A 12,540-nucleotide genomic window follows, 5' to 3' on the forward strand; every position below is an offset into this window, starting at 1 on the left:
TCCGGCGCTGCGCGCTGGAGCATTCGACTTGCGAATCCCCAAGGTTGCTTGCCTTCTCCGGAAATTCCGGGAACTCTGTTCCGGCAAGCATCAGACAAATTTTCTATATGGGGGAATTCGCCATGACCTTTTCACTGTACGACGCGACCGTTGCCAACTATCTGCAGATCCTCGGCGCCGCCTCGGGCTTTCTCGACAAGAGCCTCGCGCATTTCAAGGACAACGGCATCGATCCGGCCGAGATCGTCGAGACCCGGCTGTTTCCGGACATGTTGCCGTTCCGCTTTCAGGTGGTCTCGCTCGCGCATCATTCCCGCGGCGCGATGGAGGCTGCGAAGAACGGCGTGTTCGTCCCGCCGTCCGGCAAGCCCGATCTGGATTACGCCGCACTGCAGGCGCTGGTGAAGGACGCGCTCAGCGAATTGTCGGCCCTGACACCTGACGCGGTCAACGCGTTGCTCGGGCGCGAGGTGATGTTCAAGCTCGGCGAGCGCTCGATGCCGTTCACGGCCGAGGGATTCCTGATGTCGTTCTCGCTGCCGAACTTCTTCTTCCACTCGACCACCGCCTACGACATCCTCCGCCACAAGGGCGCGCCGCTCGGCAAACGTGACTTCATCGGCCGGTTGAACATGAAGAAGTGATCGGGCCGCGCGCCAACTGGTCTTGCTGAGGCGGCAACACCGGCCGCCCCGCACGCAGCAAGATCAAGACCGCGCGCGGACGGGCGCGGTCAACAGAGTCCAAAGCCTGCCGACGCTAGCCAGCCCTGCGCCAGTGCGGCACGGGATCGAGCGGCGTCCGGTAGAGTTCGCGCCGGTCGATGTCGGTGACGCGCACGGCGCAGCCGCGAGCCTTCAACTCCGGCTTGACCTGCGACAGCTCGTTGGCGAGCTGATCGGCGCGATCGGAGGCAAGGCTGATGTCTTCGAGGATGATCGTTCCTTGATTCCGGAACTCGTCCCCCACCACGAGATCGAAGGTGTAGTACGGCATCCGAAGTTCTCCGTTTCGGTTTGCATCACAGGGTAACACTGAGTCGTGCGTTCCCTAAGATGCATCGCGCACAATCGTCGGGCGATCGGCGCAAAAACGATGTGCAACGCTCCACGCACGATGAACGACTACACGCGCAGCACGGCGAAGGAGTCCTGTCATCCAGCTCACCGCCGTGCCGTTAAGATTTGATTAAAACTGTCGTCGCAAGCTTGGGACCAGGTGGAATTGCGGCGGAACCGGACTCCGGGAACCGGCAGCCGCAGGAGAAGGCCGGTGGCGTAACGCCCATCGGCCTTTTCTCGTCGCTCAAGCCCTCGGACTAGTCGCGCAGCGTGGCCTGCCGCCTGGCGCGGCATTTCGGACCCGGCCCGCGCATGTAATACAGCTCGGGGCGATAGGGGTCGATGACGCCCTCGATCAGCGCGACGCAGCGCTGAGCGAGGCGGGTGAGGTGGCGCCGCAAGGGCCGCAGGGCGAGTTCCATCGAATTCATGGCACGCCCTCAGTGCAATTCGCCGAGGACGGCGGTGAACGGCAGCTCGAAGATCTCGGTACCGATATCGTCGGTGACGTGGACCGCCCAGTTGCGCCAGTCCTCCACACTCGGTGTCATGACAAAGCTGCGCGCCAGCATGCTCCGCATGCACCCGCACCTCCGAAAAATCCATCGCGGCGCCGATGCGATCCAGGATGACGTGCTTGTCGTCGGAGCAGTGAAAGAAAACTGCGGACATCTTCCGATTCCCATGCCGAAGCGATTCTCGTGCGCTGGAATAGCAGCGCGCGCGGGCACTTAGAATCCGGGTGATCCCCCATCGGTAAACTACGGGGAATCCAGACGATTTGAATCACGCGGCCGTGATCGGGGGCGGCGTCAGAAAATCGGCTCGCCGATCGCAACCTCGCTGCGCGGGCCGAGGACGATGACCTGGCCGCCGGCATCCTTGGCGCCCAGGATCAGCAGTTCCGAGGTGAAACCGGCAATGTTCTTCGGCCCGAGATTGCAGACGCAGACGACCAGCGAGCCGATCAGCGCCGCCGGCTCATAATTCGTGATCTGCGCGCCCGACCACATGATCCGCCCGGCGCCGACATCGACGCCGACCTTCAGGGACGGGTTGCGGGCGCGCGGAAACGGCTGCACCTCGACCACCTTGCCGATCCTGATATCGAGGCGGGCGAAGTCGTCGTAGGTGGCTTGCGGCTTGAGCGGCGACATCAGCGCTCCTGAAAGGCGAGGCGGATGCCGAGCGCGATGTAGATCGTGCCGACCACGCGGCCCTGCCACTGGCCGATGCGGCGATGCCGCCGGATCCACGGGCTGATCTGGCCGGCGGCGAGCGCGAGCAGCGAGGTGTAGGCCGCGCTCATCGCGACGAAGATCAGGCCGAGGGTCGCGAACTGCGCCACGGCGGAGCCGTGGCCCGGATGCACGAATTGCGGCAGGAAGGCGAGGAAGAACAGCGCGGTCTTCGGGTTGAGCATTTCCGCCCAGATCGCCTGCCGGAACGCGCGCCGCGGATCGACCGGTTGCGATGCCGGCAAATGCAGGTCGTCATTCTTCTCGAACAGGGCGCGGACGCCGAGCACGATCAGGTAGATCACGCCGGCATATTTGACGATCGTGAACGCGAGCGCCGAGGTCATCAGCACGGCCGACAGGCCGAACGTCGCCATGGCGGTGTGGACGAGGTCGCCGAGCGCGATGCCGAACCCGGTCGCGACGCCGACGCGCGGCCCGCCGGTGATCGAACGCGCGAGCACGAGCAGCACGGCCGGCCCCGGGATCAGAAACAGGCCGAGCACGACGGCGGCGTAGGTGAGGAGGGTGGTGATGTCGATCATGAAGCGTGTCCGGATGTCAGGATGCAGGGATGGCGACCGCCGCGAAGCGTGGCTTCGGATCAAGCATCACGTCGGCGCTTTCGACAATGCGCATTTCCTCGGTTGTTCGCTCCGCCGTGCGCACCAGCACGCCGTGGATGCCTGACGCGGCATGGCTGAGCGCCTCCGGCGTCGCCAGGCCACGCACGCGGGCGGCGACGAACAGCGCGGCAAACAGGTCCCCGGTGCCGGACGGGCTGATCGGCACGCGCGGGGTGCGCACGCGCCAGGCGCAAGTCTTGTCGGAATGAACGCGCTCGATCGCCAGCGTCTCGATCTCGCCGTCGGGCGTGCCGGCAAGCTCGGCGCTGGTGATGACGATGGTCGCAGGCCCCCGCGCCATCAGCGCGCTCGCCTGCGCGATGACGTCATCGGTCGTCGTCACGCGCGCGCCGCAGAGGAATTCGAACTCGAAATGGTTGGGCGTGATGATGTCGGCCAGCGGACAGAGCTGATCGCGCACCAGCGGCGGGATGTCCGATCGCACGAACATGCCGCGATCACGGTCGCCGAGCACGGGATCGCAGCAATAGAGCAGGGCCGGGTTTTCCGCTTTTGCGCGGGCGACGAAGTCGGCGACGTCCAACGCGATGTCGGCCGAGCCGAGATAGCCTGAGAGGATCATGCTTGCGCTTTCGATCGCGCCGCGCTCCTCGATGCCGCGCAACAGGTCGGCGACCAGCTGCACATCGAGCACCCGTCCGCGGATGGTCGGATAGCCCGGCCGGTTGCTGAGCAGCGTGGTCGGCACCGCGACGACGTCGATACCGTGCAGCTGGATCGGAAAGGTGGCAGCGCTGTTGCCGACATGGCCCCAGGCGACCTGTGACTGGATCGAGATGACGGTCATGTCGTCCGCATTACCCGAACAGCGCGGCGTAGATCACGTAGAGCCAGCCCAGGATACCGTGGATGATCGCCCACAGGATCGAATGGTTGTTGGTGTAGGAGATCGCAATCGCCAGCGCCGAGCCGAACCCCACGCCGTATTTCGCGCCCTCGACGCGGACGCCATAATATCGATTGCCGTTCATGGTGATCCTTCCAGCGAGAGGGCGTGATTGGCGACAGCGTAACCCGCGAGTTGGCGCGAGTTCAACGGCGGATGTCAGCCTTCGAGCTTCGCGATGCTCTATGCGACCGTCATCCTGAGGTGCGAGCGGAGCGAGCCTCGAAGGATGTGCGGCCCCACTCTGGCCGATTCGTCCTTCGAGGCTCGCCGAGGAGGCTCGCACCTCAGGATTACGGGGATAGAGCGCAGCACTCATCGGCATTCTCGCGACACGATTTGTTCGAGTCTTGCCTTTCGTTTCGCCCTCTCTCGAACGGAGGGCGCAGGGAAAGCCGGGTGCAAGCGCCAAGCGGAATATTTTCTTAGTGCGGGCTTGACGTTCTTGCTGATTTGCCGGTCCGGGTTGTTTTGTCGCAGCTCTCGCACCGGATTTGACTTGCGCGCAGGCCAACTCGGTTGCGGTCGCCCGGGCCTCCGGTCCCGGCGGTCACGCTTCGATCAATCGAATGTGTCGGACCGAGCCGCAGGACAGGCAAATTCGCTGCGTCGTCGCGGAATAATCCGGTCGTGCCGCCCGTCATGGTAGCAGCGAAAATGCTTCAGCAGGCCGGCGAGATGGTCCCATCCTGTTGAATCCAGCAGGAGATGCTCGATGACCACGATCAAACACGTCGCGGCCGGCTTGCTCGCCCTCGGCATGCTGACGACATCGGCCATGGCGCGCGAAGTCCCGGCCGGCCCATCCGCGTTCGTGAAGGGACATGCCGCGGCCGCCGGCCGCTGGGGCGGCGGACCGCCGCGCATGGCCGTGCCGCGCTACGGCGAGTTCGAAACGCTGCCCCGGGATCAGCCCGGCGGCGTCTGCGATCACGGCGACAATGCCATGATCTGCTGAGCCGGACGGTGCATGGCGGTGATCTCCGGCAAAAGTTGCGCTAGCTTCGCTGGGTCGTCTCCCTCCAGCCGCGAGCGCCGCCGCCATGCACATCCTCCGTCCCCAATTTCGCATCGAGGACGACCACGCGCTGGCCTTTGCGGCGGCGCGCGGCTTTGGCGCCATCGTCGCCGCCGATGCGCGCGGCCCGCGGGCATCCCATGTGCCGTTCGTGATCGCGCGGCGCGACGATCGCGTGATCGTGCAGATCCATCTCACCGCGAAGAATCCGCTGGTCGAGCTCGCCGACGATATCAGGCGTTTTCTGCTGATCGTCTCCGGTGACGACGCCTACATCTCGAACGACTGGTACGTCTCGCGCGATAACGTCTCCACCTGGCTCTATGAGGCGGTGCACCTGTCGGGCGTTGCGCATCTGCGCGATCACGGGGAGAACCGCGGCCACGGCGACGCGCTGCTCGCGGTCTCCGAGGCGCGGTTGCCGAAGCAGCCGTGGGACCTCACGCAGATGGAGCCCGGCAAGCGCGAACAGATGCTGGCAGGGATCCGGGTGATCGATATCGTCGTCGACCAGATCGAGGGCCAGTCGAAGCTCAACCAGCACAAGAGCGATGCGGACTATGTCGCGCTCGTCAACCGGCTCGCGCATGCGGAGGAGACCTCAAGCCACAGGCTTGCGGAGAAGATGCGCGCGCTGCGGCCGGAGCTTGCGTATGAGGATGGACGGTGCGTGGGGCGGGTCAGCGAAGCGTAACCCGCCGCTCCGGTGTTGCGGACCGATGGCGGATTACGCTTGCGCTGATCCGCCGTACAAAGTCGATTGGTGTGGAGGCCGCAAACGTGTTGTTAAGATTTGCGCCGCGCCGATTTGTCCGATTCCGATTCGTTCTTTGCGAACAAAATGGAGTCGGATGGAGAACAGTTAGGGTGCGCCCTGCAGGAAGCTCGCGACCTCATCGTTGAATCGATCCGCCTGCTCGACATAGAGGATGTGAACGCCGGGCAGCAGAACGAGCTTCGCATCGGGGATCGTCGCCGCGATCGCCTCGCTGTGACTGGCCCGCGTGACGGTGTCGCTCTCACCGCCGATGACCAGGGTCGGCGCCGCGATCAGCGAGATGATGCGGCGAAGATCAACATCGCGCAGTGCGGCGTAACAGCCGGCGAGGCCGCGCGCCGGGGTGGCGCGCACCATGCCGCGGAATTCGTCGACAATCTCGTTCGGCGCAGCCAGCATCGTTGCGGGAAACCAGTTGCGCATGAAGCCGTCTGCGATTGCGTTCATATCCGGAGCGGCCAGCACGGCGCGGATCTGGTCGTCGAACGGCAGCTCTGACGCAAGATAGGACGCGGTGTTCGAGAGGATCAGGCGATCGATGTGTTCAGGCGCGAAGATACCGAGCCACTGCCCGATGAAACCGCCAAGCGACAGGCCGAGGAAATGTGCGCGATCGATCTCGAGGGCGTCGAGCAGTTCGACCACGTCGCGGCCGAGCCGGTCTATCGAATAGGCGCCCACCGGCGCGTCCGAGCTCCCGTGACCGCGGGTGTCGTAGCGGAGCAGGCGAAAGGACCGGCTGAGGGTCGGCACTGAGCGGTCCCACATGTGCAGGTTGGTGGCGATCGAGTTCGAGAGCGCGAGCACCGGCCGATCGTCGGCGCCATCGATCCGGTACGCAATCCGGCAGCCGTCCGCCGTCGTGAAGTGTTGATCGCCGCCCATTTCGTCAATCCCTTCTCTTGGTCGAAGCCGACGGCTTCGCGTCGCGCCAGGCTAGGGCTCGCGCCCGGCAGAGAAAATTACTAAGATTGATAAATCTCTGTAGGAATTTTGGACAATGGATCGGATCAAGCTCCACGACTTGCGCTGCTTCGATGCCGTCGCGACCAACGGGAGCTTCCAGGCCGCCGGCGCCGCCCTGAACCGCTCGCACCCGTCGGTGTTCGCGGCGGTCGCCCGCCTCGAGCAGCAGCTCGGCCTCACACTGTTCGACCGCAGCGGGTACCGCGTCGGGCTGACGGAGGCAGGGCGGACGTTTCATGAGCGCGCGCGGTTGACGCTGCGCGAACTCGATCTGCTGCAGACCTATGCGGACCAGCTTGTCGGCGGCGAAGAGGTTGTGCTGCGTGTCGTCATCGGTGACCTCTGCCCGCGGCCGTCCGTCCTGCAAATGCTCTCGGGATTCTTTGCCAAATATCCCAACACGCGCCTGCATTTGGAATATGAGGCTGTCGGGGGGCCTCTCGAGCGCTTGATCGATGATAACGCCGACCTCGTGTTTCATCGCGCGGACCCGTCCGATCCGCGCTTCGAACGGATCGAGCTCTCAACCACGGCCATGGTGCCGGTTGTCGCTCCCGGGTTTTTGCCATTCGCTTGGACGAAGAAGATCACGCCGGAGCAGATGCGCCCCTTCACGCAGTGCGTGATCCGTGACACGGCGCGGCGATCGTCGTCGGAAAGCTTCTTCCTGATCGACGGCGCCCATCGCTGTACCGTGCCGGATCAGATGATGAAGAAGGAGCTGATCCTGCATCGTCTCGCCTGGGGCCATCTGCCGGCGTGGCTGATCGAGGATGAGCTCAGGGATGGCCGACTGGTCAGCATCGCGGGCCCGAATTTTCCGGGTCGCGAGGAAAGTCTCGCGGCAATCCGCCATCGGCAGCATGCGCACGGACCTGTCGCGGAAGCGCTTTGGCTTCACCTTGAAGCGTGGCCGCTCACGCGGCGCGCAGGGCGGGGTAGCCAACGGATGCGCGCGAAGCGTCGCCGATGACGCGCGAGCCGTAGCGCGCCGGCACGACGATGTCGAGCGAGGGCGGATTACGCTTGCACTGATCCGCGTCAAGAGCGCATCCGCAGCAAGTTTACGCAAACGCGTTGTTAAGAATCGCTTCGCGCTGATTTTTCGATTCCGATTCGTTCCTCGCGAACAAACTGGAGTCGGATGGGGAACACGGCCGTGGTGTGAATCGTCGCTTGATCGGTGAAGCGATCGACCGCATTGGGCATCGAAATGCGCGGAGATATTCCATGCCGGGAGCAATTATCCCATCTCGGGACAACATTAGCCGCTCGGACACGTCGGGTACATACGTTTTGTTAGGGCCTGGGCCGCGCCGATTTTCTCGATTCCGATTCGTTCCTCGCGAACAAACTGGAGTCAGATGCAGAACGGAGCTGTCGCGCGCGATGCGTTTCTCTGCTCCACTCGGTGCCCACAAGAGAGATCGCACCGATGGCCAAGAAGACAGGCAAGAGGACAAGCAGGAAGACAGGCAAGAAGGCGAAAAAGCCCGCGTCGCGCCGGACGGTGCTGGCGATCGACATTGGTGGCACGCATGTGAAGGTCATGACCGACAAGGAGCGCATCAAGCGCGAATTCGAGTCAGGTCCAACTTTGTCCGCCACCGAGATGGTGCGGCAGGTCAAGGCGCTGACCAGGGACTGGTCCTATCACGTGATCTCGATCGGCTATCCCGGCCCGGTGGTCCACAACCGTCCGCTGGCGGAGCCGCACAATCTCGGCCGCGGCTGGGCCGGTTTTGATTTTCACAGCGCGTTCGGCCGGCCCGTGAAGGTGGTCAACGATGCGCTGATGCAGGCGATCGGCAGCTATCAGGGCGGGCGGATGCTGTTTCTCGGCCTCGGCACCGGGCTTGGCTCGGCGATGATCGTGGAGGGCGTTTACGAGCCGATGGAGCTCGGTCATTTGCCTTACCACAGGGACGAGACGTTCGAGGATTACGTCGGCGCCGCCGGCCTCGAGCGGCGCGGCCGGAAGAAATGGCGCAAGAGCGTCGACGACGTCATTGCGCGGCTATCCGCGGCGCTGGAGCCCGACTACATCGTGCTCGGCGGCGGCAATGCCGACAAGGTCGACAACCCGCCGCCGAACGTGAGGTTCGGCGACAACGCCAACGCATTCGAGGGTGGCTTCCGGATGTGGAAGAGGGCAACGCGCAAGACGCTCGGTGCGCGTCGGTGAAACTGGAACCGCCACCAAATTGCCGCAACTGCCGAAGTTTCGCGCTGCTCGTCACCCCTGTTGCCGGAACTGATTGGGTGCGCCGCTCGTTTTATGCGGCATGACATCCCGTTCCATGAGGAGTGACTGATGCGAAGCTTGATTATTCCCGCCATTGCGGCGTTGGCGATCGGCGCGGCGACGCCGGCGATGGCCTATGATTCCGGCAGCCAGATCTCGATGGAGGCAGCCCTCGACGTCGCGACCAATCTCGGCATCGTGACGGTGTCCAACACCCAGTTCCTCGGCGACGAGTGGGAAGTCGAGGGCCGTGACCGGCTCGGCCGCTGGATGCAGGTCGATGTCGATGCGCGGACCGGCGAGGTGCGCAATGTGGATCGCAGCTGGTAGCCGTATTCACCGCAGCGTGAGCGCCGGCGATCGGTCCTGATGTCATCAGGTAGGTGACATCGCGAACGTACGACGTGGGTTACGGTTTTCGGACGGCCGGCGGCGCAGGGCGCACGCCGGCCGTCCGTTATCCAGAGTGTTCGACGCAGTGTTTTGGCGGAATGGCACAAAGGTGGAGTATGCTTGCGGCAGATTCTTATGGATCAGCCGATGCGGCGATCCCTCGAGACAAGGAGACTGGCCGTGGTCAAACCGTTTCCGTCCAGAACCCACATCGGCAACCACCTGCTGCATCCGGAAACCCAGATGCTGAACTACGGCTACGATCCGCAGCTGTCGGAGGGCGCCGTCAAGCCGCCGGTATTTTTGACCTCGACCTTCGTGTTCAGGACCGCCGAGGACGGCAAGGACTTTTTCGACTTCGTCTCGGGCCGGCGCGAGCCTCCGGAAGGCATGGGGGCGGGACTGGTCTATTCGCGTTTCAATCATCCGAACAGCGAGATCGTCGAGGACCGGCTCGCGATCTATGAGCGCACCGAGAGCTGCGCGCTGTTCTCCTCCGGCATGTCGGCGATCTCGACCACGGTGCTGGCTTTCGCGCGGCCCGGCGACGTCATCCTGCACTCGCAGCCGCTTTATGGCGGCACGGAGACGCTGTTCAGCAGGACGCTGGCGGGGTTCTCGATTCAAGCCGTCGGCTTTGCCGACGGCCTCGACGAGACCATCGTCCGCGCTGCTGCCGACGAGGCCATGAAGAAGGGCCGCGTCGCGATGATCTTCATCGAGACGCCGGCCAATCCGACCAACGGCCAGGTCGATATCGCGCTTGTCAGGCGCGTCGCCGACGCGATCGGCAAGGCGCAGGGTTTTACCCCGATCATCGCCTGCGACAACACGCTGCTCGGGCCGGTGTTTCAGCGCCCGATCGAGCACGGCGCTGACCTCTCGCTGTACTCGCTGACCAAATATGTCGGCGGCCATTCCGACCTGATCGCGGGCGCGGCGCTCGGCTCGAAGAAGCTGATGAAGGACGTCAAGGCGCTGCGCGGCGCGATCGGCACCCAGCTCGATCCGCATTCCTGCTGGATGATCAGCCGATCGCTGGAAACGCTCAGCCTGCGCATGGAGAAGGCCGACCGCAATGCGCGCATCGTCGCCGACTATTTGCGCGACCATCCCAAGGTGGCCGAGGTGCATTATCTCGGCCATCACGACGCGGCGTCGCCGGCGGGGCGTGTGTTCGCAAGCCAAAGCTCTGGCGCCGGCTCGACCTTCTCGTTCGACATCGTCGGCGGGCAGGCCGCGGCGGAGAAATTCCTCAACAGCTTGCAAATATTCAAGCTCGCGGTGAGTCTCGGCGGCACCGAGTCACTCGCGAGCTTGCCTGCGACGATGACGCATTCCGGCGTGCCGGCCGACATCAGGAAGAAGATCGGGGTGCTGGATACGACGATCCGGCTCTCGATCGGGATCGAGCATCCGTCCGATCTGGTCGCCGACATCGCGCAGGCATTGAGCAGGGTGTGAGCAAATGCGTCGGGCGAGTTAGCGTAAGCGTAACCCGCCGACACTGACGCGAGAAACGGCGGATTTTGCCTTCCGCCTTTGCTCGTTGAGTTACGGCGGACGTAGTCGGTTAATCCGCCCTACGTATTTTTGGAGAGGCGCATGTTGACGATCACGGCGGTCATCCGGGCGAAGAGAGGGCACGAAGCGACAATGCGGCAGGCATTGCTCGATGTTGTCGAGCATGTCCGGGCCAACGAGCCATCCATTGTCGGCTACCACGTGTCGCAGGATGCATCGGATCCCTGCGTGTTCGCGACCTACGAGCGATACCTTGATCAGGCGGCCATGGACCGGCACAACAATTCGCCGGCCGTGGCGCAGTTCTTCGATGTGGCGAAGCCTATCCTCGACGGCGATGTGATCTTGGTGTCGGCGAACGAGATTGCGAGCGTAGGGCGGGTGGTCGGCTGATCCGCTCGGTATTGCGCTCGCTAGGCCTTCTTCACGAACTCCGACTTCAGGTTCATCGCGCCGATGCCATCGATCTTGCAGGCGATGTTGTGTCCATCGCTCCCCTCGGTGAGGCGGATGTTCCGGACCTTGGTGCCACCCTTGATGACCGACGACGAGCCCTTGACCTTGAGGTCCTTGATCACGACGACACTGTCGCCATCGGTCAGCTGGTTGCCGTGCGCATCACGTACGCCGGCTTCCTGGGCAGTCTCGGCAGCAGCCGCCGCATCGGCACTCCATTCATGGGCGCATTCCGGACAGACCCAGAGAGCGCCATCCTGATAGGCATGCTCGGAATTGCATTTCGGGCAGTTCGTTGAGGCGTCCATCGCCGGTCTCATCCCCTTGTGGCGAGGGCACCGTAGGGTCATGTCCCGGCAAAGCAAGCGAAAAAAGGCAACCGGAAGCCTGGCGGAGGCAGACGCGGAGGTCCGCCCGGGCAGGGCAGCTTGGCTTGTCGCTGCTGACGCCGGCTGCGCGGTGTCAAACCGGCGAGATCTTGCCGGTTGCCAGATCATAGGTCGCCCCGACCACCTTCAATTTTCCTGATTGCACGAAGTTGGACAGGATCGGCCTTGCCGTTTCGAGCCGGCGAACGCCACGGCGGATATTCTCCGTGATTGCGGCCGCCAGCAGGTCATCCGGCTTGTTCTTCTTGGCGGCTTCGACCGCCGGCTTGATCTCGTGAATCAACTGCGGCAGATGGCCCGGCAGCGTGACCTTGTCCTTGAGCACCTTGATGGCCGCGTCGACCGCGCCGCAGTTGGTATGGCCGAGCACCATGACCAGCGGTGTGTTCAGGAACTTCACCGTGTATTCGAGGCTGGCAAGGCCATCGTCGTTGACGAAGTTTCCGGCGACGCGCACGACGAACAGGTCGCCCGGCGCCTGGTCGAAAGCGAGTTCGGGGGCAACGCGCGAATCGGCGCAGCTCAGGATGGCGGCGAAGGGATATTGGGCGGTGGTGCGCGCGGCGCGCCCGGCCGAATAGTCCTTGTTGGCAGAGGTGTTCGCGGCATAGCGGGCGTTGCCGTCCATCAACCGCTTCAGCGCCTCGTCCGGCGAGATCGCGTTCTGCGGCGCGGCCGATTGCGCCGAAACGTCCCGCAGCGACAGGGCCGCAGCGCTCGCGAACGCCGCGCCGCCCCACAGCAGGCTGCGACGGGACAGCCGAGGCATATGGAAACAGTCGTTACACATGATGAGCCCCCTTGTGAGCTTGCGCGCCTGAAGATGGTGCGGGACATCGGCCTCGCCGGACCGGATGTGCATCGACCCGGTTCGCCGCGCATTCCGGAATATCGAGCGCTCGATTATTGCTCCGGGCGCGAGGCGGCTGCAAAGTCCAA

At 63.9% G+C, this 12,540-nt stretch carries 18 protein-coding genes; 8 read left to right on the forward strand and 10 right to left on the reverse strand.

Annotation, left to right across the window (positions count from 1 at the left end):
* Positions 1 to 122: 122 nt before the first annotated feature.
* Positions 123 to 644 (forward strand): DUF1993 domain-containing protein, encoded by a 522-nt coding sequence (locus tag HU230_RS10785; RefSeq protein WP_176531692.1) that lies wholly within the window; start codon positions 123 to 125, stop codon positions 642 to 644.
* 115 nt (positions 645 to 759) lie between these two features.
* Here HU230_RS10785 and HU230_RS10790 read toward each other — a convergent pair whose 3' ends face one another.
* The 7 genes from HU230_RS10790 to HU230_RS10820 form a co-directional block, all read right to left on the reverse strand.
* On the reverse strand, positions 760 to 996 hold the full coding sequence (locus HU230_RS10790) for a hypothetical protein (RefSeq protein WP_092113629.1): 237 nt from the start codon (positions 994 to 996) through the stop codon (positions 760 to 762).
* A 322-nt stretch (positions 997 to 1,318) separates the two neighbouring features.
* Entirely contained in the window at positions 1,319 to 1,492 is a 174-nt protein-coding gene (locus HU230_RS10795; protein WP_176531691.1) for a hypothetical protein, read from the reverse strand.
* Positions 1,493 to 1,501: 9 nt separating this feature from the next.
* Positions 1,502 to 1,642, reverse strand: a complete 141-nt coding sequence (locus HU230_RS10800) for a hypothetical protein (RefSeq protein ID WP_224943199.1) — start codon at positions 1,640 to 1,642, stop codon at positions 1,502 to 1,504.
* Positions 1,643 to 1,873: 231 nt separating this feature from the next.
* A complete protein-coding gene (locus HU230_RS10805; RefSeq protein WP_176531690.1) occupies positions 1,874 to 2,218 on the reverse strand; it encodes a tRNA-binding protein in 345 nt (114 codons plus the stop codon).
* Positions 2,218 to 2,844 carry a LysE family translocator gene (locus tag HU230_RS10810; protein WP_176531689.1) on the reverse strand — a complete coding sequence of 209 codons (627 nt, stop codon included), beginning with the start codon at positions 2,842 to 2,844 and terminating at the stop codon, positions 2,218 to 2,220. The genes HU230_RS10805 and HU230_RS10810 overlap by 1 nt, the downstream gene beginning before the upstream one ends.
* A 16-nt stretch (positions 2,845 to 2,860) precedes the next feature.
* Entirely contained in the window at positions 2,861 to 3,733 is an 873-nt protein-coding gene (gene pdxY / locus HU230_RS10815) for a pyridoxal kinase PdxY (RefSeq protein WP_176531688.1), read from the reverse strand.
* A gap of 10 nt (positions 3,734 to 3,743) precedes the next feature.
* The gene (locus HU230_RS10820; protein ID WP_166204622.1) at positions 3,744 to 3,917 is read right to left on the reverse strand and encodes a hypothetical protein; all 174 of its coding nucleotides are present in this window, start codon (positions 3,915 to 3,917) and stop codon (positions 3,744 to 3,746) included.
* Positions 3,918 to 4,547: 630 nt separating this feature from the next.
* Here HU230_RS10820 and HU230_RS10825 point away from each other — a divergent pair.
* Both HU230_RS10825 and HU230_RS10830 read left to right on the forward strand, forming a co-directional pair.
* Positions 4,548 to 4,790: a hypothetical protein gene (locus tag HU230_RS10825; protein WP_176531687.1), complete on the forward strand. Its 243-nt coding sequence runs from the start codon at positions 4,548 to 4,550 to the stop codon at positions 4,788 to 4,790.
* Positions 4,791 to 4,875: 85 nt separating this feature from the next.
* A complete protein-coding gene (locus tag HU230_RS10830) occupies positions 4,876 to 5,544 on the forward strand; it encodes an FMN-binding negative transcriptional regulator (protein ID WP_176531686.1) in 669 nt (222 codons plus the stop codon).
* Between the two features lie 168 nt (positions 5,545 to 5,712).
* Here HU230_RS10830 and HU230_RS10835 read toward each other — a convergent pair whose 3' ends face one another.
* Positions 5,713 to 6,513: an alpha/beta fold hydrolase gene (locus HU230_RS10835; protein WP_176531685.1), complete on the reverse strand. Its 801-nt coding sequence runs from the start codon at positions 6,511 to 6,513 to the stop codon at positions 5,713 to 5,715.
* Positions 6,514 to 6,628: 115 nt separating this feature from the next.
* Here HU230_RS10835 and HU230_RS10840 point away from each other — a divergent pair, with 115 nt between their 5' ends.
* From HU230_RS10840 to HU230_RS10860, 5 genes are all read left to right on the forward strand, one after another.
* On the forward strand, positions 6,629 to 7,567 hold the full coding sequence (locus HU230_RS10840) for a LysR family transcriptional regulator (protein WP_176531684.1): 939 nt from the start codon (positions 6,629 to 6,631) through the stop codon (positions 7,565 to 7,567).
* A 462-nt stretch (positions 7,568 to 8,029) separates the two neighbouring features.
* A complete protein-coding gene (locus HU230_RS10845) occupies positions 8,030 to 8,779 on the forward strand; it encodes an ROK family protein (protein WP_176531683.1) in 750 nt (249 codons plus the stop codon).
* 129 nt (positions 8,780 to 8,908) lie between these two features.
* Positions 8,909 to 9,169, forward strand: a complete 261-nt coding sequence (locus HU230_RS10850) for a PepSY domain-containing protein (RefSeq protein WP_176531682.1) — start codon at positions 8,909 to 8,911, stop codon at positions 9,167 to 9,169.
* A 243-nt stretch (positions 9,170 to 9,412) separates the two neighbouring features.
* The gene (locus HU230_RS10855) at positions 9,413 to 10,696 is read left to right on the forward strand and encodes a cystathionine gamma-synthase family protein (RefSeq protein ID WP_176531681.1); all 1,284 of its coding nucleotides are present in this window, start codon (positions 9,413 to 9,415) and stop codon (positions 10,694 to 10,696) included.
* Between the two features lie 141 nt (positions 10,697 to 10,837).
* A complete protein-coding gene (locus tag HU230_RS10860; RefSeq protein WP_176531680.1) occupies positions 10,838 to 11,149 on the forward strand; it encodes a putative quinol monooxygenase in 312 nt (103 codons plus the stop codon).
* Positions 11,150 to 11,169: 20 nt separating this feature from the next.
* Here HU230_RS10860 and HU230_RS10865 read toward each other — a convergent pair whose 3' ends face one another.
* On the reverse strand, positions 11,170 to 11,520 hold the full coding sequence (locus HU230_RS10865; protein WP_176531679.1) for a zinc ribbon domain-containing protein YjdM: 351 nt from the start codon (positions 11,518 to 11,520) through the stop codon (positions 11,170 to 11,172).
* 154 nt (positions 11,521 to 11,674) lie between these two features.
* Entirely contained in the window at positions 11,675 to 12,391 is a 717-nt protein-coding gene (locus HU230_RS10870) for a carbonic anhydrase (protein ID WP_176535066.1), read from the reverse strand.
* Positions 12,392 to 12,540: the final 149 nt, after the last annotated feature.

Source organism: Bradyrhizobium quebecense (assembly GCF_013373795.3).
GTDB lineage: Bacteria > Pseudomonadota > Alphaproteobacteria > Rhizobiales > Xanthobacteraceae > Bradyrhizobium > Bradyrhizobium quebecense.

Coding starts and splice junctions, on each gene's coding strand:
- HU230_RS10820 (WP_166204622.1), bottom strand. CDS start 3,917: ATGAACGGCAATCGATATTATGGCGTCCGCGTCGAGGGCGCGAAATAC.
- HU230_RS10790 (WP_092113629.1), bottom strand. CDS start 996: ATGCCGTACTACACCTTCGATCTCGTGGTGGGGGACGAGTTCCGGAAT.
- HU230_RS10845 (WP_176531683.1), top strand. CDS start 8,030: ATGGCCAAGAAGACAGGCAAGAGGACAAGCAGGAAGACAGGCAAGAAG.
- HU230_RS10805 (WP_176531690.1), bottom strand. CDS start 2,218: ATGTCGCCGCTCAAGCCGCAAGCCACCTACGACGACTTCGCCCGCCTC.
- HU230_RS10850 (WP_176531682.1), top strand. CDS start 8,909: ATGCGAAGCTTGATTATTCCCGCCATTGCGGCGTTGGCGATCGGCGCG.
- HU230_RS10830 (WP_176531686.1), top strand. CDS start 4,876: ATGCACATCCTCCGTCCCCAATTTCGCATCGAGGACGACCACGCGCTG.
- HU230_RS10835 (WP_176531685.1), bottom strand. CDS start 6,513: ATGGGCGGCGATCAACACTTCACGACGGCGGACGGCTGCCGGATTGCG.
- HU230_RS10785 (WP_176531692.1), top strand. CDS start 123: ATGACCTTTTCACTGTACGACGCGACCGTTGCCAACTATCTGCAGATC.
- HU230_RS10795 (WP_176531691.1), bottom strand. CDS start 1,492: ATGAATTCGATGGAACTCGCCCTGCGGCCCTTGCGGCGCCACCTCACC.
- HU230_RS10800 (WP_224943199.1), bottom strand. CDS start 1,642: ATGCGGAGCATGCTGGCGCGCAGCTTTGTCATGACACCGAGTGTGGAG.
- pdxY (WP_176531688.1), bottom strand. CDS start 3,733: ATGACCGTCATCTCGATCCAGTCACAGGTCGCCTGGGGCCATGTCGGC.
- HU230_RS10860 (WP_176531680.1), top strand. CDS start 10,838: ATGTTGACGATCACGGCGGTCATCCGGGCGAAGAGAGGGCACGAAGCG.
- HU230_RS10870 (WP_176535066.1), bottom strand. CDS start 12,391: ATGTGTAACGACTGTTTCCATATGCCTCGGCTGTCCCGTCGCAGCCTG.
- HU230_RS10825 (WP_176531687.1), top strand. CDS start 4,548: ATGACCACGATCAAACACGTCGCGGCCGGCTTGCTCGCCCTCGGCATG.
- HU230_RS10865 (WP_176531679.1), bottom strand. CDS start 11,520: ATGGACGCCTCAACGAACTGCCCGAAATGCAATTCCGAGCATGCCTAT.
- HU230_RS10840 (WP_176531684.1), top strand. CDS start 6,629: ATGGATCGGATCAAGCTCCACGACTTGCGCTGCTTCGATGCCGTCGCG.
- HU230_RS10810 (WP_176531689.1), bottom strand. CDS start 2,844: ATGATCGACATCACCACCCTCCTCACCTACGCCGCCGTCGTGCTCGGC.